General features: G+C 72.9%; 17 protein-coding genes. 6 read left to right on the forward strand and 11 right to left on the reverse strand.

Annotation, left to right across the window (positions count from 1 at the left end; translation table 11 throughout):
* Window positions 1-14 precede the first annotated feature (14 nt).
* The 4 genes from IF55_RS19230 to IF55_RS19245 form a co-directional block, all read right to left on the reverse strand.
* Complete coding sequence (locus IF55_RS19230; RefSeq protein WP_030878132.1) at window positions 15-1,154, reverse strand: nucleotide disphospho-sugar-binding domain-containing protein; 1,140 nt, start codon at window positions 1,152-1,154, stop codon at window positions 15-17.
* The gene (gene rfbB / locus IF55_RS19235; RefSeq protein ID WP_030878142.1) at window positions 1,142-2,137 is read right to left on the reverse strand and encodes a dTDP-glucose 4,6-dehydratase; all 996 of its coding nucleotides are present in this window, start codon (window positions 2,135-2,137) and stop codon (window positions 1,142-1,144) included. Before rfbB ends, IF55_RS19230 begins: the two co-directional genes overlap by 13 nt.
* Entirely contained in the window at window positions 2,134-3,210 is a 1,077-nt protein-coding gene (locus IF55_RS19240; RefSeq protein ID WP_030878145.1) for a glucose-1-phosphate thymidylyltransferase, read from the reverse strand. Before IF55_RS19240 ends, rfbB begins: the two co-directional genes overlap by 4 nt.
* A 111-nt stretch (window positions 3,211-3,321) precedes the next feature.
* Complete coding sequence (locus tag IF55_RS19245; protein ID WP_078644699.1) at window positions 3,322-4,122, reverse strand: AfsR/SARP family transcriptional regulator; 801 nt, start codon at window positions 4,120-4,122, stop codon at window positions 3,322-3,324.
* A 223-nt stretch (window positions 4,123-4,345) separates the two neighbouring features.
* Here IF55_RS19245 and IF55_RS39440 point away from each other — a divergent pair, with 223 nt between their 5' ends.
* The 3 genes from IF55_RS39440 to IF55_RS19255 all read left to right on the forward strand — a co-directional run bounded on the left by IF55_RS39440 (window position 4,346) and on the right by IF55_RS19255 (window position 8,177).
* Window positions 4,346-4,498 carry a hypothetical protein gene (locus IF55_RS39440; protein WP_157854292.1) on the forward strand — a complete coding sequence of 51 codons (153 nt, stop codon included), beginning with the start codon at window positions 4,346-4,348 and terminating at the stop codon, window positions 4,496-4,498.
* A complete protein-coding gene (locus tag IF55_RS19250; RefSeq protein WP_030878150.1) occupies window positions 4,495-6,786 on the forward strand; it encodes a TOMM precursor leader peptide-binding protein in 2,292 nt (763 codons plus the stop codon). The genes IF55_RS39440 and IF55_RS19250 overlap by 4 nt, the downstream gene beginning before the upstream one ends.
* Before the next feature lie 311 nt (window positions 6,787-7,097).
* Window positions 7,098-8,177: a sensor histidine kinase gene (locus IF55_RS19255; protein WP_078644796.1), complete on the forward strand. Its 1,080-nt coding sequence runs from the start codon at window positions 7,098-7,100 to the stop codon at window positions 8,175-8,177.
* 11 nt (window positions 8,178-8,188) lie between these two features.
* Here IF55_RS19255 and IF55_RS19260 read toward each other — a convergent pair whose 3' ends face one another.
* Genes IF55_RS19260 through IF55_RS19270 form a run of 3 tightly spaced genes read right to left on the reverse strand, consistent with a single transcriptional unit; the run spans window position 8,189 to window position 11,102 of the window.
* Entirely contained in the window at window positions 8,189-9,091 is a 903-nt protein-coding gene (locus IF55_RS19260; protein WP_157854293.1) for a 4'-phosphopantetheinyl transferase family protein, read from the reverse strand.
* A 29-nt stretch (window positions 9,092-9,120) separates the two neighbouring features.
* The gene (locus IF55_RS19265) at window positions 9,121-10,848 is read right to left on the reverse strand and encodes an acyl-CoA dehydrogenase family protein (protein WP_048832187.1); all 1,728 of its coding nucleotides are present in this window, start codon (window positions 10,846-10,848) and stop codon (window positions 9,121-9,123) included.
* Entirely contained in the window at window positions 10,845-11,102 is a 258-nt protein-coding gene (locus tag IF55_RS19270) for a DUF6059 family protein (RefSeq protein WP_157854294.1), read from the reverse strand. The genes IF55_RS19265 and IF55_RS19270 overlap by 4 nt, the downstream gene beginning before the upstream one ends.
* Window positions 11,103-11,303: 201 nt before the next feature.
* Between IF55_RS19270 and IF55_RS19275 the strand changes: the two genes are divergently transcribed.
* On the forward strand, window positions 11,304-11,912 hold the full coding sequence (locus IF55_RS19275; RefSeq protein ID WP_030878161.1) for a response regulator transcription factor: 609 nt from the start codon (window positions 11,304-11,306) through the stop codon (window positions 11,910-11,912).
* A gap of 29 nt (window positions 11,913-11,941) precedes the next feature.
* Here the strand turns inward: IF55_RS19275 and IF55_RS19280 are convergent, their stop codons facing one another.
* The 3 genes from IF55_RS19280 to IF55_RS19290 all read right to left on the reverse strand — a co-directional run bounded on the left by IF55_RS19280 (window position 11,942) and on the right by IF55_RS19290 (window position 14,006).
* The gene (locus IF55_RS19280) at window positions 11,942-13,315 is read right to left on the reverse strand and encodes a SagB family peptide dehydrogenase (protein ID WP_030878164.1); all 1,374 of its coding nucleotides are present in this window, start codon (window positions 13,313-13,315) and stop codon (window positions 11,942-11,944) included.
* Window positions 13,316-13,480: 165 nt separating this feature from the next.
* Window positions 13,481-13,744, reverse strand: coding sequence for a type II toxin-antitoxin system RelE family toxin (locus IF55_RS19285; RefSeq protein WP_030878166.1), 264 nt, complete (start codon window positions 13,742-13,744; stop codon window positions 13,481-13,483).
* Window positions 13,737-14,006, reverse strand: a complete 270-nt coding sequence (locus tag IF55_RS19290; RefSeq protein WP_030878169.1) for a type II toxin-antitoxin system Phd/YefM family antitoxin — start codon at window positions 14,004-14,006, stop codon at window positions 13,737-13,739. Before IF55_RS19290 ends, IF55_RS19285 begins: the two co-directional genes overlap by 8 nt.
* Before the next feature lie 136 nt (window positions 14,007-14,142).
* Here IF55_RS19290 and IF55_RS39445 point away from each other — a divergent pair, with 136 nt between their 5' ends.
* Window positions 14,143-14,337, forward strand: a complete 195-nt coding sequence (locus IF55_RS39445) for a DUF5302 domain-containing protein (protein WP_169767233.1) — start codon at window positions 14,143-14,145, stop codon at window positions 14,335-14,337.
* Window positions 14,338-14,441: 104 nt separating this feature from the next.
* Here the strand turns inward: IF55_RS39445 and IF55_RS19295 are convergent, their stop codons facing one another.
* Window positions 14,442-14,867 carry an RICIN domain-containing protein gene (locus IF55_RS19295; RefSeq protein ID WP_030878171.1) on the reverse strand — a complete coding sequence of 142 codons (426 nt, stop codon included), beginning with the start codon at window positions 14,865-14,867 and terminating at the stop codon, window positions 14,442-14,444.
* A gap of 407 nt (window positions 14,868-15,274) precedes the next feature.
* Between IF55_RS19295 and IF55_RS19300 the strand changes: the two genes are divergently transcribed.
* Entirely contained in the window at window positions 15,275-16,027 is a 753-nt protein-coding gene (locus IF55_RS19300; RefSeq protein ID WP_030878175.1) for a GntR family transcriptional regulator, read from the forward strand.
* Window positions 16,028-16,200 lie beyond the last annotated feature (173 nt).

The raw sequence follows: 16,200 nt of genomic DNA on the forward strand, positions 1-16,200 counted from the left end.
GTCGGGGCGGACGGTCAGCGGGCGAGGCGTTCGAGCAGCGGCACGACGGCCGCGGGGGACGGCTGGGCGGCGATCCGGTCGGCGAGGGCGGCGCCGCCCTTGGCCCACTGGGGCTCGTCGAGGAGGCGCGTACAGGCGTCGGCGACCTCGGCCGTGTCCGCGGCGTCCGGCGGCAGGGCGAGGCCCGCGCCCTGGTCTGCGAGCCAGTCGGCGTTGGCGAACTGATCGGCCGTCTGCGGGAGCACGACCTGCGGCACCCCGTGCACGGCGGCGGTCAGCGTCGAGCCCATCCCGCCGTGGTCGATCACCACGTCGCAGGCGGGGGCGACGAGCTCCAGCGGCAGCCAGCCGGCCGCCCGCACCCCCGGCGGCAGCGGGTCCCAGCGCCGGGCCACCCCCTCGTCGACGGCGACCACGACCTCCAGGCCGCGCCCGGTGAGGGAGTCCATCAGCCCGGCCAGCCGCCCGGGGAAGTCGAGCCGCCCGATGGTGGGCAGCATGCTCCCGAGGGTGAGGCAGACCCGGGGACGCTCCCGAGGGGCGAGCGCCCAGTCGGGCTGCACGGCCCGCCCGCTGTAGGGCACGTACCGCAGCGCGGCCGCGCCGTCCGCCGGGTCGGGGCGGAGGCTGAGCCGGGCGGTGGGCTCGGGGAGCCCGTCGCCGAGCCCGAGGGCGTCGAGTTCGGCGGCGAGTTCGGCCCGCGCCCCGACCCGGTATTCGGGCATCGCGGACAGCCAGTCGACCCGTACGGTGGGCACGCCGCGGGCGGCGCCCGCCAGTTGTCCCGCGTACTCGGTGGCCTCGGAGACCACCAGGTCGGGGCGCCACCTCTCGACGAGGTCGAGCGTGCCGTCCAGGGTGCCGGCGGCGAGCCGCCCCCAGCCCCGCCCGCTGTGCGTCAGGCGGGTGGCGCGGTCCGTGCCGGGCGCCGGCGGCGGGACCGCGGCGCCGGAGCGGTCGTGGAACATGAAGCGGACGAAGGGCAGCTCCTCCGCGGTGGGGGCGGCGGGCAGCCCCGCCGCCACGACGGTGGGGGAGAAGTCGCCCGGCGCCGCGACGCGGACCTCGTGGCCGGCGGCCCGCAGCGCCCAGGCGAGCGGCACCAGCGGGAAGAAGTGGCCGCACAGGGGGCCGGTGCCGATCAGGACGCGCATGGCGCGCCCTCCGCCCCCGCGTCCTTGAGCGGCTTCCACCACCGCGGGTTGTCCTGGTACCAGCGCACGGTGTCGGCGAGCCCGGTGGCGAAGTCGACGCGCGGCTCGTAGCCGAGCTCGGCGCGGATCTTGCTGTCGTCGAGCGCGTACCGCAGGTCGTGGCCCTTGCGGTCGGCGACGCGGCGCACCATCGACGGGGCGGCGCCGCAGAGTCGGAGCAGCCGCTCGGTGATCTCGGTGTTGCTGCGCCCGTCGCCGCCGCCGATGTTGTAGACCTCGCCGCCGCGGCCCTTGGTGAGGACCAGGTGGAGGGCGCGGCAGTGGTCGTCGACGTGCAGCCACTCGCGCACGTTGCGCCCGTCGCCGTACAGCGGCACCTCAAGGCCGCTGAGCAGGTTGGTGGTGAACAGCGGTATCAGCTTCTCGACGTGCTGGTAGGGCCCGTAGTTGTTGGAGCAGCGGGTCACGGACACATCGAGGCCGTGGGTACGGGCGTAGGAGCGGGCGATCAGGTCGCTGCCCGCCTTCGACGCGGCGTAGGGCGAGTTGGGCAGCAGCGGCCGCTCCTCCGTCCAGGCGCCCTCGTCGATGGAGCCGTACACCTCGTCGGTGGAGACGTGCACGACGCGGGGCGTGCCCGAGCGGTACGCGGCCTCCATGACGGCCTGGGTGCCGCCGACGTTGGTGCGCACGAACTCGGCCGCGCCGTCCAGGGAGCGGTCCACATGGGACTCGGCGGCGAAGTGCACCACCGCGTCATGGCCCGGCACCAGGTCGCGCAGGAGCGGCAGGTCGCAGATGTCGCCCTGGACGAACTCCAGACGGTCGTGTGCGGCGGGCAGGCTGGCGCGGTTCCCCGCGTAGGTCAGCTTGTCGAGGACGGTGACGTGCGCGTCCTCGAAGCCGGCGTGGCCGCCGTCGAGGAGGGTGCGTACGTAGTGCGAGCCGATGAAGCCGGCGCCGCCGGTGACGAGGATTCTCACGCGGCCACCTCCACGCTGGTGTGGTCGCCGATGACCAGGCGGTGCCGGGTGCCGGCCGTCCCGTCGAGCTCGGCGCTGGCGACGCTGGCGGAGCGGCCGATGAGCGAGCCGTGGATGCCGCGCACGCCGCGCACCGAGACCCCGTCGAGGGTGATCGAGTACTCCATGCCGGCGCCCGCGAGCAGGCAGTCGCGGCCGACGGAGGTGTGCGGGCCGATCCGGGAGTCGGTGACCACGCTGCCCGCGCCGACGATCAGCGGCCCGATCAGTTGCGAGCGCACCACCTGGGCGCCGGGCTCGATGACGACGGGGCCCTGAACGGTGGAGTCCGCGTCGACCGTGCCCTGCACCCGCGGCGGCAGCCCGTCCAGGTACTCGCGGTTGCACTCCAGGACGTCCTCGAAGCGGCCGGTGTCCTTCCAGTAGCCGCGGTAGCGCTCGGCGTCCACGGCGTGCCCCTGTTCGAGGAGCCACTGGAGCGCGTCGGTGATCTCCAGTTCGCCGCGGGCGCTCGGCTCGATCGCGGCGACGGCCTCGTGCACGGCCGCCGTGAAGAAGTACACCCCGATCAGGGCGAGGTCGCTGCGGGGCTGGGCGGGCTTCTCCACGAGGCGGGTCACGCGGCCGTAGCCGTCCAGCTCCACCACGCCGAACGCGCGCGGGTCGGGCACCTGGACGGTGACGACCTGGGCGGCGGGACGGCGGGAGCGGAACCGCTCGGCCTGTTCGCGCACCCCGCCCAGCAGCATGTTGTCGCCGAGGTACATGAGGAAGTCGTCGTCGCCGAGGAAGTCGGCGGCCACGGCCACGGTGTGGGCGAGGCCCAGCGGGCACTCCTGGTGGATGTAGGTGATGCGCAGGCCGAGATCGGCGCCGTCGCCCACGAGGGCGCGGATCTCGTCGCCGCGGTCGCCGACGATGACGCCGACCTCGGTGACACCGGCGTCCTTGACGTTGTCCAGGCAGTGCAGCAGCACCGGCCGGTTGGCGATCGGAATGAGCTGTTTGGGCATCGAGTAGCTGAAGGGTCGCAGGCGGGTGCCCGTCCCTCCGGCCAGTACCAGGGCCTTCATGGTCCCTCCTCGGTCGAAGAACGGTACGGCGCCGACCTTGGGCCCGGCCGGTGGAACCCGCCTCGATCGGCGCCGGACCGGCCGGGTGCCCCCCCGGCGTCAGAGCCTGTGTCATATCCCTGGTCGGATCAGCGCACGGCGTCTGGTGCGTGCGATCGCAAGGCGCCGGAAGGTCCTCGTAGCGGAGCTACTAGGGCAGGGTTCGAGGCCGAACTCGTCGACGAGCGTCTCGCGCAGCCGGCGGTAGACGTCGAGCGCCTGCCACTGCCGCCCGGTGTGGTAGAGCGCGACCATGTAGTGGACGTGCAGGTTCTCGTGCCAGGGGTGCTGGGCGACGAGGACCGACAGTTCGCCGAGGACCGAGTAGTGACGCCCCAGCAGCAGATCGGCCTCGATGCGGCTCTCCAGGGCGATGAGCCGGCTCTCCTCAAGGCGGGTCTGCTCGACGGCCAGCCGGGACCCGGTCCACACGTCGGCGAGCGCGGGGCCGCGCCATACGTCGAGGGCCTCGCGCAGCAGCCCCGCGGCCCGCTCGGCGTCGCCGCCCTCCAGGGCGCGCCGGCCCCGCGCGGCCAGGTCCTCGTACGCGTACACGTCGACGTCCCGCGGCTCGGCGTCGATCAGATAGCCGTTGAAGCGGCTGCGCAGGACGTCCTTGGCGTTGCGGGTGCGGTCGCTCTCCAGGGCGCTCTCCAACTGGCGGCGCAGTTGCAGCACGTACGTCTGCAGGGTGGTCGCGGCGCTGCGCGGGGGCCGCTCGCCCCACAACTCCTCCATCAGGACCGGTACGGACACCACCTGCCCGACGTTCAGCGCGAGCATCGCGAACACCTGCCGCGGCTTGCTCGCCGTCGGCACCACGCACACGTCGTTGACGCGTCCGTCGAGCGGTCCCAGAACCTTGATCTCCATGCTGCTTCTCCCCGTCGTCGAATCCCGGATCAGGACGTCCTCAGGGTGGGCGGAGCGGGGCGCGGGCACCAGTGACGACGACCTCGACCGGGCGTGAGATCGCAAGGGCGCCGGATGTGTTCGTTTCACATATGCCCCATGACGCCCACACTGGCAGCCGGTCCCGGCGCCGGACGAGACTGTGACCACACCCGCGACCGACACACGACAACGGAGTGGACCGATGAACATCGAGAGCACCGGCGTTGCCCCGGCCGCCCACGAGGCGCACCCCGCGGACCTGGTCGTCATCGACGAACTGGACCGCTGGACCGTCCCCGCCGGCGCGCTTTCGGCGCAGACCTGGATCTGCATCCGGGAGGACCGCGGCGCATGACCGTGATACGGGGGACGTCACAGGAAGCGGATACGCCGGCACGCCATGTGCTCGGCTTCGTACGGCACATGAGACCCGAGGTGGTCCCAGGGGTGGCCACCTTCCTCTTCTCCGAGCAGGGCGTGACGGCCCTGCAGGCACCGGCCCTTGAGGAGCTGGCACCACTGCTCGCGACCGGCGCCGACCCGGCCGCGCTCGCGGACGACGCCGCGGCCGGCCGGATCCTGGCGCAGCTCGCCCGGCGCGGCCTGGTCACCCGGCGCGACGGCGCGGCGCGGCGAGAGGGCCCCGACCTCGCGTACTGGCAGGCGGCGGGGCTCGACCCCGTACCAGCGGCCGAGCGCACCGCGGACGCCCGGATCCGGCTGCTCGCCGCGGGCGGCGCGGACGACACCGCGGTCCGCGCGGCCCTGCACGGCAACGGCCTGCGGGTCACTCCGGCGGACGGCGACCCGTCGGCCGCCGAACTGACCGTGGTGGTCTGCGACGACTACCTGGCCGACGACCTGGAGCGGATCGACGCGGCGCAGCGCGCGGCGGGCGCGCCGTGGCTGCTGGCCAGGCCCGACGGCCCGACGCTGTGGCTCGGCCCGGTCTTCGAGCCCGGCGCGGGTGCCTGCTGGCACTGCCTGGCGCACCGGCTGTGGGGGCACCGCGGCGCCGAGAGGTACGTGCAGGAGCGGCTGGGCCGCAGCGGCCCGGTGCCCCGCCCCGCCGCGTCGGTGCCGGCGCTCACCGGCGCCGGGGCGCATCTGGTGGCGCACGCGGCCGCCCGCTGGGTCGCGGGTCACCGGGCGCCGGACCAGTCGGCGGTGTGGACCCTGGACACGTTCACCATGGAGGGCCGCCACCACGACCTGCGCGCCCGCCCGCAGTGCCCGCGGTGCGGCGACCCGGGCCTGATGGCCGAACAGGCCGAGCGGCCCGTGCGGTTCGCCTCGCGCCGCAAGGCCGCCGACGGGGGCAGCGGGCACCGCTCGCGCACCCCGCAGGAGGTGCTGGCCGCCTACGGGCATCTGATCAGCCCCGTCACCGGGGTGGTGAAGGAGATCCGCCGGATCCCCCGGGGCCCCGCCTTCCTCAACTCCTTCGTCGCCGGTTCGAATACGGCGGCCGGCGGCCACAGCATGGAGGCGCTGCGGGCCGGGCTCCGCTGCGCCAACGGCGGCAAGGGCACCACGGCGCTGCACGCCGAGGTCAGCGCCCTGTGCGAGGCCCTGGAGCGGCACTCGGGCCATTTCCACGGCGACGAGCGCGTGATCCGGGGGACGCTACGCGCCATGGGCGAGGCGGCCGTGCATCCGGACGCGTGCCAGCTCTACGACCCGCGGCAGTTCGCGGGCCGCGCCGACTGGAACGCCGCGCACGGGCTGTTCCAGCAGGTGCCCGAGGCGTTCGACGAGCGCGCCGAGGTGGACTGGACGCCCGTGTGGTCGGTGACCGAGGGCCGGCACCGCCTGCTGCCGACCGCGATGCTCTACTACAACACCCCGGCGGGCATGGCCGGTTCACGCTTCTTCCGGGCCGACTCCAACGGCGCGGCCGCGGGCGCCAGCCTGGAGGACGCGGTGCTGCAGGGCTTCCTGGAGCTGGTGGAACGGGACGCGGTGGCCCTGTGGTGGTACAACCGCGGCAGGCTGCCGGGCATCGACCTGGACGGCGACGACGATCCGTGGACCGCGGAGTTCCGCGCCGTGCACCGCTCGCTGAACCGGGAAACCTGGGCGCTCGACCTCACCTCGGACCTGGGCATCCCCGTCGTCGCGGCCTTCTCCCGGCGCACCGACAAGGCGGCCGAGGACATCACGTTCGGGTTCGGCGCGCACTTCGACCCGCGGATCGCGCTGCGCCGCGCGCTGACCGAGGTGAACCAACTGCTCCCGGCCGTGGTCGAGGCCCGCGCCGACGGCACCGGCTACACCTGCGACGACCCGGAGGCGCTGCGCTGGTGGACCCGGGCCACCACACAGAACCAGCCCTACCTGCGGCCCGCCGCGCACGCCCCCGCGCGGCGCGCCGCCGACCTCCCGTACACCCACCACGAGGACCTGGCCCAGGACCTGGACCACGTACGACGGCTGTGCGACCGGCACGGCCTGAACCTTTTGGTGCTGGACCAGACGCGGCCGGACATCGGGCTCCCGGTGGTCAAGGTGGTCGTCCCGGGCCTGCGGCACTTCTGGGCGCGGTTCGCGCCGGGGAGACTGTTCGACGTCCCGGTGGCGCTCGGCCGCAGGGCGGAGCCCCTTCCGTACGGCCAACTGAACCCGGTACCGCTGTTCGTCTGAGCGAACACCGTAAAGGAACGCCGTAAAGGAACGCCGTAAAGGAACGCCGTAAAGGGTCGTTTCACATCTCCCTCACAGACTGCCCATTCGTCGCACACGATGGCTAGAATCGCTCACTCGTAGCCAGAGCACCTGGCGATCGTTTCAGCGAGGGGGACACTGTGACGATAGGGGCCGTGGAGGGCGCCGGGCCGCCTCCCGACGGGGAGCCCGGTGGCAGACACGACGTGAGCCGGCTCGCGCCGCGCCTGACAAAGACCGTGGTCAGCGTGGTGGTATGCGGTCTGGGCCTGGTCGCTCTGCTCAATACGATGGCGGCTGGGCCGGGCGTCGGCGGGGTGTTTCTCGCGCTGGGCTGCATGGGAGTGCTGCTCTTCTTCCAACTGGCGTACTTCACGCGCAGCGCGATCCTGCTCACCTCCCGATGGCGCATTCCGATCTTTCTGCTCAAGGCGGTCTGCGCGTTCGCGCCGCTGTTCGTCTTCCATCAGACCTGGGTGGGCATGCCGGGCTTCATCGCCGGGGACGCGCTCCTGGTCCTCGACAGCACCTGGTGCTGGACGCTGTTCACCGGGGTGGTGGTCGCGATGGGCGGCATGCAGTGGTCGTTCACGCCGGACCTGCCCGACACCGCGTACACGGCGATCTCCACCGCCCTGACCGGGCTGATCGTCTACGGCCTGATCCGGCTCACCGACATGGTCGCCGAGGTGCACCGCACCCGGACGGCCCTGGCGGAGATGGCCGTGGCGCAGGAGCGGCTGCGGTTCGCCCGCGACCTGCACGACCTGCTCGGCTACAGCCTCTCGGCGATCTCCCTCAAGAGCGAGCTGACCCGGCGTCTGATCGGCCACGACGACGCCCGGGCGGTGGCGGAGGTGTCGGACATCATCGAGATCTCGCGTCAGGCCCTCGCCGACGTACGGGACGTGGCCAGCCAGTACCGGGACCTGTCGCTCGTCGCCGAGACCCGCTCGGCCCGTTCGGTCCTCGACGCGGCGGGCATCGAGGTCAGCATGGCCGTGGTGCACGGCTCACTGCCCGACCGGGTGGGCACGGTGCTCGCGACGGTGCTGCGCGAGGGGGTGACGAACGTGCTCGGCCACAGCAAGGCCGAGCACTGCGAGATCACCATCCGGCAGGAGTCCGGGACGGTGCTCATCACCATCGTCAACGACGGCGCGCAGCCCGAACCGGCCGCCCTGCCCGCCCGCCACGGCCTGGGCCTGGCCAGCCTGACCACGCGGGTGGAGGCGCTCGGCGGCCGCCTCACCGCGGGCCTCACGGACCCCGGCCACTTCCGTCTCCAGGCCGAGATCCCCCTGCACAAGCCGATGTTCCCCAAGCAACAGGCTCAGGCTCCGGAAGGCCGCCGCCGCATCGCGCAGTGACGGGGTGCCGGTCAGGAGTACCCGAACGCACGGAGCACCTCCGTGTCCAGCACGCTGCGGCCTGGGTACTCCACTCCTCCGGTCCCGGTGTCGTACAGGGCCACCGCCGCGATGTGCCGGCCGTGCAGCCAGTGCGTGGCGAAGCGCCACTCCTCGCCGGTCCCCTCCGCGCGCGGCGCCCCGTCGGCGCCGCGCAGGCGTGGCGCGCCGTCCTCGTCGCCGAAGCAGAACCCGTTGACCGGGAAGCGCAGGCCCTGCCCGATCGCCTTCGTATACGCCTCCTTCAGCGTCCAGAACCGTACGAGCGCGGGACCGCGCTCCTGTTCGGGCAGTGACGCGAGATAGTCCTGCTCCCACGGGGTGCAGATGTGCGGCGGCGCCTGGCCGCCGGCCAGCTTCCGGTCGGCCTGCTCCACGTCGACGCCGATCAGGCCCCGCGTGGTGACCCCGACGACCAGCATCCGCTCGGTGTGGCTGAGCGTGATGTCCACCTGCCCGTGCCCGCGCAGATAGGGCCGGCCGCTGGGCGCGACGCTCAGTTCGAGCAGTTCGGCCGGTGTCCGCAGCACGGCGCCCGCCGCCTCCTTCAACAGGACCCGCGACGCCGCGAACCGGCGGCGGATGGCCTCGTGCGGCAGCGCGGACCAGCGCTGCCATTCGGTCCCGAGGAGGCGGCGCAGCCGTGGCCCCTCCTCGGTCCACCAACCTGTCGCGGGCCAGACGTCGAGCGCCGCGGCCAGGACGCAGCTCCCGGTCCGCGCCACCTCGTCGCGCACCACGTCCCAGGGCCCTTCGGGCCCGTCGATGTAATGGGGACGCCCCGGCCCCGCCGTGTCCGGCTCCGGCTTTACCTTCGCCCCCGCCTTTACCTCCGCCCCCGCCTTTACCTTCGGCTTCGCCGGTGAAACGGTCACCGCACCTCCATAGGTCGTGCCGCGCCCGCTCATCCGGCGAGCGCCATGCCGTACAGGTCGAAGCTGCGCCGCCGCGCGGCCCGGTCCAGCGCCTCGCCCTCGACCGCCGGCCGGTGCCGCCGCGCCGCCTCGGGCACGGGCAGCCCGAGCCGCCCGCAGATCCGCGCCAGGCAGGCCACCGCCCACGAGGGGTCCGCGAGGAGCGGAGCGTCCGCGCCCCGCCCGTGCCGCCACACCCCGGCGACCGCTCCGGCGGCGAGGAGCAGCATGTAGCGGTCGGCGAGCGCGAACGCCCGGGGATCGGCGGACTCGGCGCGCCCCTGGAGGCACGCGTCGCGGAGCCCGCCCAGCTCCTTCGCCAGCAGCCCGAGCAGCGCGGCCAGGTCCTCCGGCGCGTCCCCGGCGTCCGTGAGGGCGGCGGTCAGGCCGTCGCCCGCCCGGCCGGTGACCGGCAGCGGGGCGAGCGCGGGCAGGTCCTCGCCCGGCCGGAACACCATGGCCGGCGCGGGCGCCTGCCGCAGCCACGCGCGCTCGGCGAGCACCGGCAGCCGGGGCACGACGATGGTGTGGAAGACCGAGGCGCCCGCGTGCCCGCCGGACAGGGCGGGCAGGTCTCGCAGGTGCTTCTCGAAGAGCGCGTGCCCGGCCCGCGCCCCCTGCCCGGTGTCCGCGCCGAACAGCCGCCCGCCGAACACCACGGACAGGTCGTGCAGCGTCTCGCCGAGGACGCGCGGCACCAGCGTGGCCGCCGCGGCCGTATACAACGCGGCCTCCTCGGGCAGCGCATGGGCCGCCCGAGTCGCGACGAGCGCCAGGCAGTCGCAGAGCAGCAGGTCGGCGAAGGCGTCGGCGAACCGTCCGCGCAGCCGCCGCCCGCGCGGCCCGCTCCGGTCCACCTGGCCGTCGGCGACGGCGAACCGCACGGCGGTGTGGAGCGCCGCGTCCGCGGTGCCGAGCGCCATGGACGCCCGTACGCCGTGGACCAGCGGGATCACCGACAGCGCCTGGGCCAGGCCGCTGCCCGGCTCGCCTATCAGCGCCGACGCGGGCGCGCGCAGGCCCTCGAAGCGGGCGCCCGCGGTGGTCAGCGCCCGCAGTCCGGCGGCCGGCCGGTGGCCGGTCACCACCAACTCGCCCCGTTCGCGGGCGGCTTCGGCGTCCAGCAGGACCGCGGACCACTCGGAGCGCCGCTCGCCGGAGTCGGCGCACACCACCAGGGCCTCCGCCCCGTCGACGCAGGGGATCACCGCCTTCTGGCCGAAGACCCGGACGCCGTGGTGGCCGGGGTCGCGGCTGATCCGGACGCGGTTTCGGGTCAGGCCGTTGGCCTGCGCGAACTCCGGCGGGGCCATGGCGATGCGGCCGCCGCGCAGCAGCAGCCCGGACAGCTCGTCGCGCTGCGGCCGCGACCCGGCCGGCCACACGTGCACCGCCGCGGCGAACTGCCCGACGCCGAGCCCGAGTCCGAGCGCCGCGTCCCGGCGCGCGATCGAGCGCAACACGCCGGCCAGCACGTCCGTGCGGTGGAAGCGCCCGCCGTAGGCGCGCGGCACGAGTTCGGCGCCGAGCCCGGCCTCGTGCAGCAGTGCGGCGGCGCCCTCCGGCAGCCGGGCGGCCCGGTCGGCGGCCACGACCGGGGCGCGGCCGAGCGGGCCCGTCGGGTCGCCCGGGTCGCCGAGCGCCACCTCGAACGCACCGACCCGCGCGTCGTCCCCCGCCCGTACGGGGGCGGCGGCGCCGGGTCCGGTACGCGTCACAGCCCCACCCGGCGGACCGTGCCGAGCTGCCGGCTGAGGGCCAGCTCCACCGGGGACAGGGGTATTTCGGGGCACAGCCGCTCGGGGTGGCCGGTCGGCGGCCCCCCGGGTTCGTCCGGCGGCCCACCGGGTCCGGGCGGAGCGTCGTGCGGCATGGCCGGCTCGATCCAGACCGCGCCGAGCGCCACGAAGGAGCGCCCGACGCCGTACATCGCCGCCCGGACGGACCGCCGGACCATCATCCACAAGGTCACCCGCATCATCAGCCTCCAGTCGGCACCGTGGTGGTTCGGGGTGCCGTCAGGCTGAGCAGCGGTACTTGAGATCCGGTCCAGCCGCGCTAAGGCAAGGGGGCGCGCCGGACGGAAGCGGGATTCTCACGTCCGGTTTCGCACACGTGTCTGACTTTGCGGTTACTCTGTGGGCATTCGATCCGGAGATCACAAGGGGGCAAGGTGATACGGATTCTCCTGGCCGAGGACATGCACATGGTGCGCGGCGCCTTGGTGGCGCTGCTCGGCATGGAGGACGACATCGAGGTCGTCACCGAGTTCGACAACGGGGCCGCGGTACTGCCGGAAGCCCTCAAGCACCGGCCTGACGTGGCGGTTCTGGACATCGACCTCCCTGGACTCGACGGCCTGTCCGCCGCCAAGTGCCTCGTGGAACAGGTGCCGGGCTGCCGCGTACTGATCCTGACCAGCCTCGGCAAGCCGGGGATGCTGCGCCGTGCGATGCAGGCGAAGGTCAGCGGCTTCGTCCTGAAGGACGCCCCGCCCTCGCAGTTGGCCGACGCCATCCGGCGCGTCGCCGCGGGCGAGCGGGTCGTCGACCCGCAGCTCGCCCTCGCCGCCTGGGAGGAGGCCGAGTCGCCGCTGACCGGCCGTGAGCTGGATGTGCTGCGCATGGCCGCCGAGGGCGCGGAGGCCCCGGAGATCGCCCGCGACCTGTTCCTCTCCGTGGGCACGGTGCGCAACTACCTGACGACCATCACCACCAAGCTGGGCGCCCGCAACCGCGTCGACGCCATCCGCATCGCCCACGAGCGCGGCCTGCTGTTGTGACGGCGGCCCGCCGCTGACCCCTCCCTCGTTCACCACGTTCCGGCCCCCTCGCCCGCGGGGGTGCCGACGGCGAGCGCCGCGACGCTCGACTCGGCCCGCCAGTCCAGGCGCAGAGCCCGCGCGTCCGTGTCGATGTCCAGCATGGCCAGCGGCACCGCGGCGAGCCGGGCGGCCGCCGCGACCAGGCGCAGCGTGTGCAGGGCGGCCCCGGCGGAGCGCAGCACCAACGCGTATCCGGGTCCGGTGAGTTCACGCTCGATACGGTCGAAGCGGGCGGTGACGGTGATCAGGACGGCGGGGGGACGGGCGAGCTGTGCGCCGATCCTGGCGTGCTCCTGCATCTCGCCACGGGCCGCCGCGTCGGAGTTGACCAGGACCAGGCTGACGTCGGCGCGGTCGTAGCGGTAGATGCCGGGCGCCAGCCCGGCGCAGTCGTCCACGCTCACATACAGCTCCAGTGGACAGCAGGAGCCGGTGGCGGCCGGTGCCGCGTGGAAGAGCAGTTCGGCCAACTGCTCACGGCTGGGGCTCTTCGCCCCGAACTCCCGCTGCCTGCCCGCGCGTGCCATGAGACCGGCGACGCCGGCCGCCTCGCCGCCCCGGACCGGGCGCGGCAGCGGGACCCGCCGGCCCTCCGCCATGGTGGCGCGGGAGCCGGCGCCGCCGCGGCCCGCGCGGCGGCGCACCGCCCCGAAGTCGTAGTCGTGCCGGCCCAGCGTGCTGCGGGTGTGGAAGAGCAGGTCCATGGCGGTCCAGGAGGCCAGCGTCTCGTCCTGCTCCTCCTCGAACGGCGGTCGCCCGCCCGGTGCCACCGTCACCAGTCCCGCGGCGGCGAGCAGCCCGAGGACGCGGCGGACCGCGTCGAGCGGCAGCCCGGCGGTCACCTCGGCCGGGGTCGTCGCCCGGCCCACCATGCCGACCAGGGCCATCGCCTCGGGGCTCGCGAGCCGCGCCCGGTACAGGGACAGCGGCGACTCCATGACGAACCCGTCGCCGGTGGAGCGCAACACGGCGAACCGCGACAGCCGTACGGGCGTGTCCGCCCCCACCTCGCCGCCGGATACGTCGACTTCGGCGTGCGGCGACATCGTCACGAGGCTCAGCAGCGGCCGCACCCCGCCCTCGAACTGAAGGCTGCACTCCAGCAGCGGCCGCAGCCGGTCGACCAGGTCGTCGAGCTCGCCCCCGCTCCGGGCCCCCGGCACGTTCGCCAGGTTCACCGGGCCGAAGTTCATCCGCCGCAGCGCCTCCTGCACCACCGCACGCGGCCGCACCAACCGCTCCGTGCCCCACCGGTGATGCAGCACCACATCCTCGCCGCACTCCAGGTGGGTCCCCGGCCGCAGCGACCACAGCGTCAGCAGACGCCCGCGGGCCAGGGGATGCCGGTCTGAGCTGTTCATTCTGACTCCACGGAGCGGGACGCTGACCCGACAGAGTCTGCGTGCGCCCGACGAGCCTTCGACAGTGCCGCCGTCACCGCCCGACCATGAAGAACTCACGGCCGGCGCATCCCCCTCGTGGCCGGGCGGGGGCCGGGCTCCTGTGCGGCCGGCTCCTTCGGCGAGTCAGGTGTCGTAGACGGTGGAGCGATGGCCGACGTGTACGACCCAGACCACCAACTCGCCGTTGTCGAGGGTGTAGATGACGCGGTAGTCGCCCACTCGCAGGCGGCGGCGGTCGGGCCGGGAGGCGAGGGCGGTGGTGTTGAAGCCGGTGGGGTCGTTCTCCAGCTCGGCCAGTTTGGCGAGAATGCGGAGAGCCGTCTCCCGCGGCACCTTGCGGAGCTCGGCCTGGGCCTCGGGGCGGAAGAGGGTGCGGTACTTACTCACTGCGCTGCAGCGTCTCCCTCATGACGTCCTCGATCGGGACGCCGGGCGCCGGGTCGGCCAGGCGCTCGTCGATGATGCGGTTGATCTCGCGCTCTTCCCATTCCTGGTACTTGCGCAGCACCTCGATGGAGACCACGGCGGCGACTTGCTTGCCGCGCCGGGTGATGACGGTGGGTACGTCGTCCCGGTCGGCCCGCTCCACGACCTCGGCCAGGTGTGCCCGGACATCGCGGATGGACTCTATGGGCATGGGCTGTGTCATGCGCCCAAGGGTACCGAGTGTCCCATGTGTACACAATGGGGACCGGGTACCTCTCTTGCTCCGCGCGGAAAAAATCAGGGGCTGGGTGGGGGGAAACGTGTCAGGCTCTGGGGAGCGTCTAGTTCAGGAGGAGCTCATGGCCGCAGGTGGATCTGCTCAGGACAAGCCTGAAGATGAGATGAAGCGGAAGTTCCGAGAGGCGCTGGAGCGGAAGCGGGGCGCTCGGGGGGAGGGGGCTTCGGGGGGAGCGGGGGCCAGTTCCTCCAAGATTCATGGGGCCCATGGACCCGCCAGTACTCAGCGTTCCTTCCGACGGAAGAGCGGCGGCTGAGTTTCGCACGGATTCAAGTACGGAAAATACCCCCGCCCTCTTTCGGGCGGGGGTTTTCGAGTGTGCCGAATTCTTAATTCGGCGCACCCCTTTCAGGCTGTCCGTCAGACCTTCTCGAAGATCCACTTCTGGTGCTGCTCGCCGGCCCAGGAGGGGAGGGTCAGTTGGGTGCTCTGCTGGCCGCTGGCGAGGTCGACGACGCCGTCCTGGTACGGGAAGTGAATCCGGTACAGGCCGCCGCCGGCGGGCTCGATCGACCACAGCACGTACGTGAACTGCACCGCGATGGACGGCGGGTACTGCCGGGTGCTGCCCAGGTTCAGGTAGATGTCGCCCAGCTTGCTCTTGATGATGTACTCGTTGGCCTGGTTGACCGACTCAAGCTCCCACTGCTGGTTCTCCCCCTTGTGGTAGGGGTAACCGATAATGGGCGTGTTGGGTCGCTTGTCGCTCCCACTCACATCGATGACCCGGTCGTCGTACGCGGCATTCTTGATGGCGTACGTGCCGGGCTCAATGATCGGTGCCACGGGGCCTCCAACCAGAGACGGGATGATGGTCTTTCCGACCCCGCTCACCGTAGGAGGAAAGCCCCTCCCGCGAAACAGGTAGTTTCAGCCGAAGCGCCCCGTTGATTTATTCGGGTCGGGATGTGGAAGTCCTTGCGTCTCCTTCGTGGGTCTGCCGGTGTTTATTGGTATTGGGCTTTCTCGCGTTATCTTTTCGCCTTGTCGTGTTTCTCGTTCGGGGTGGGGCCGGTGGGGTTCGGCCGGCGGCCGGGCCTCCCGCTGGGGCCCGGCGCGGTGGCTCCGCTACCTCCGAACCACACCTCCCTGAGCTGCAATTCACTACATCTAGTGAATCCTTGGCCTTAAGTTGCGAGCCACAACCGACGGTTGCCAAGCTGTTGCGGACTGTCAACCTGTTGGGAGTGGACGTGGCCTTCGGTGACCAGCCCGCATACCTCCGCGTCGCCGGGGATCTTCGGCAGAAGATCGTCGCCGGGGAGTTGCCGCCGCACACCCGGCTCCCCTCGCAGGCCCGCATCCGCGAGGAGTACGGCGTCTCCGACACCGTCGCGCTCGAAGCCCGCAAGGTGCTGATGGCCGAGGGGCTCGTCGAAGGCCGCTCCGGCTCCGGTACGTACGTACGCGAGCAGCCCGTGCCGCGCCGGCTCTCCCGTGGCGGGTACCGCGCGCTCGGCGAGTCCACGCCCTTCCGGCAGGAGCAGGCCGACGAGCGCGTCAAGGGCACCTGGGAATCGCGCAGCGGGCAGGAGGCCGCCGACGCCTCCGTCGCCGGGCGGCTGCGCATCGCCCCCGGCGAGCGCGTGATGCGCACCGACTACGTCTTCCGCGCCGTCGGCGAGCCCGCCATGCTCTCCACCTCCTGGGAGCCGCTCGCCCTCACCGGCCGTACGCCCGTGATGCTGCCCGAGGAGGGGCCGCTGGCCGGGCGCGGCGTGGTCGAGCGCATGGCCGCCATCGACCTCGTCGTCGACAACGTCGTGGAAGAGGTCGGCGCCCGGCCGGGCCTCGCCGAGGAGGCCCTCGCCCTCGGCGGCGTCCCCGGCCACTCCGTGCTCGTCGTCTCCCGTACGTACTTCGCCGGCGGCTGCCCCGTCGAGACCGCCGACGTCGTCGTCCTCGCCGAGCGGTACCGCGTCTCCTACCACCTGCCGGTCAAGTAACCGCCCGGCGGGACCGCCCCCTCGCCCCGCGGTATCGCGTCCCTTACCAGCCACCCGTCGCGCGGCCCGCCCAGGGCCGCTTCGACCTCGCCCCGCCCAGTTTTCCAGTCGGTTATCGGCCATTGGTCGCTGTCTTCCCTCATCTTGGCCATTTCGCCTGCTTCCTGGTTCCC

The sequence above is a fragment of the Streptomyces varsoviensis genome (assembly GCF_000718635.1).
Taxonomy (GTDB): Bacteria; Actinomycetota; Actinomycetes; order Streptomycetales; family Streptomycetaceae; genus Streptomyces; species Streptomyces varsoviensis.

What these genes read in the sequence shown, in the direction of transcription:
- IF55_RS19280 (WP_030878164.1), bottom strand. Translation starts at nt 13,315, where the DNA reads ATGAACAGCTCAGACCGGCATCCCCTGGCCCGCGGGCGTCTGCTGACG.
- IF55_RS19255 (WP_078644796.1), top strand. Translation starts at nt 7,098, where the DNA reads ATGGCGGCTGGGCCGGGCGTCGGCGGGGTGTTTCTCGCGCTGGGCTGC.
- IF55_RS39445 (WP_169767233.1), top strand. Translation starts at nt 14,143, where the DNA reads ATGGCCGCAGGTGGATCTGCTCAGGACAAGCCTGAAGATGAGATGAAG.
- IF55_RS19245 (WP_078644699.1), bottom strand. Translation starts at nt 4,122, where the DNA reads ATGGAGATCAAGGTTCTGGGACCGCTCGACGGACGCGTCAACGACGTG.
- IF55_RS19290 (WP_030878169.1), bottom strand. Translation starts at nt 14,006, where the DNA reads ATGACACAGCCCATGCCCATAGAGTCCATCCGCGATGTCCGGGCACAC.
- IF55_RS19250 (WP_030878150.1), top strand. Translation starts at nt 4,495, where the DNA reads ATGACCGTGATACGGGGGACGTCACAGGAAGCGGATACGCCGGCACGC.
- IF55_RS19240 (WP_030878145.1), bottom strand. Translation starts at nt 3,210, where the DNA reads ATGAAGGCCCTGGTACTGGCCGGAGGGACGGGCACCCGCCTGCGACCC.
- IF55_RS39440 (WP_157854292.1), top strand. Translation starts at nt 4,346, where the DNA reads ATGAACATCGAGAGCACCGGCGTTGCCCCGGCCGCCCACGAGGCGCAC.
- IF55_RS19230 (WP_030878132.1), bottom strand. Translation starts at nt 1,154, where the DNA reads ATGCGCGTCCTGATCGGCACCGGCCCCCTGTGCGGCCACTTCTTCCCG.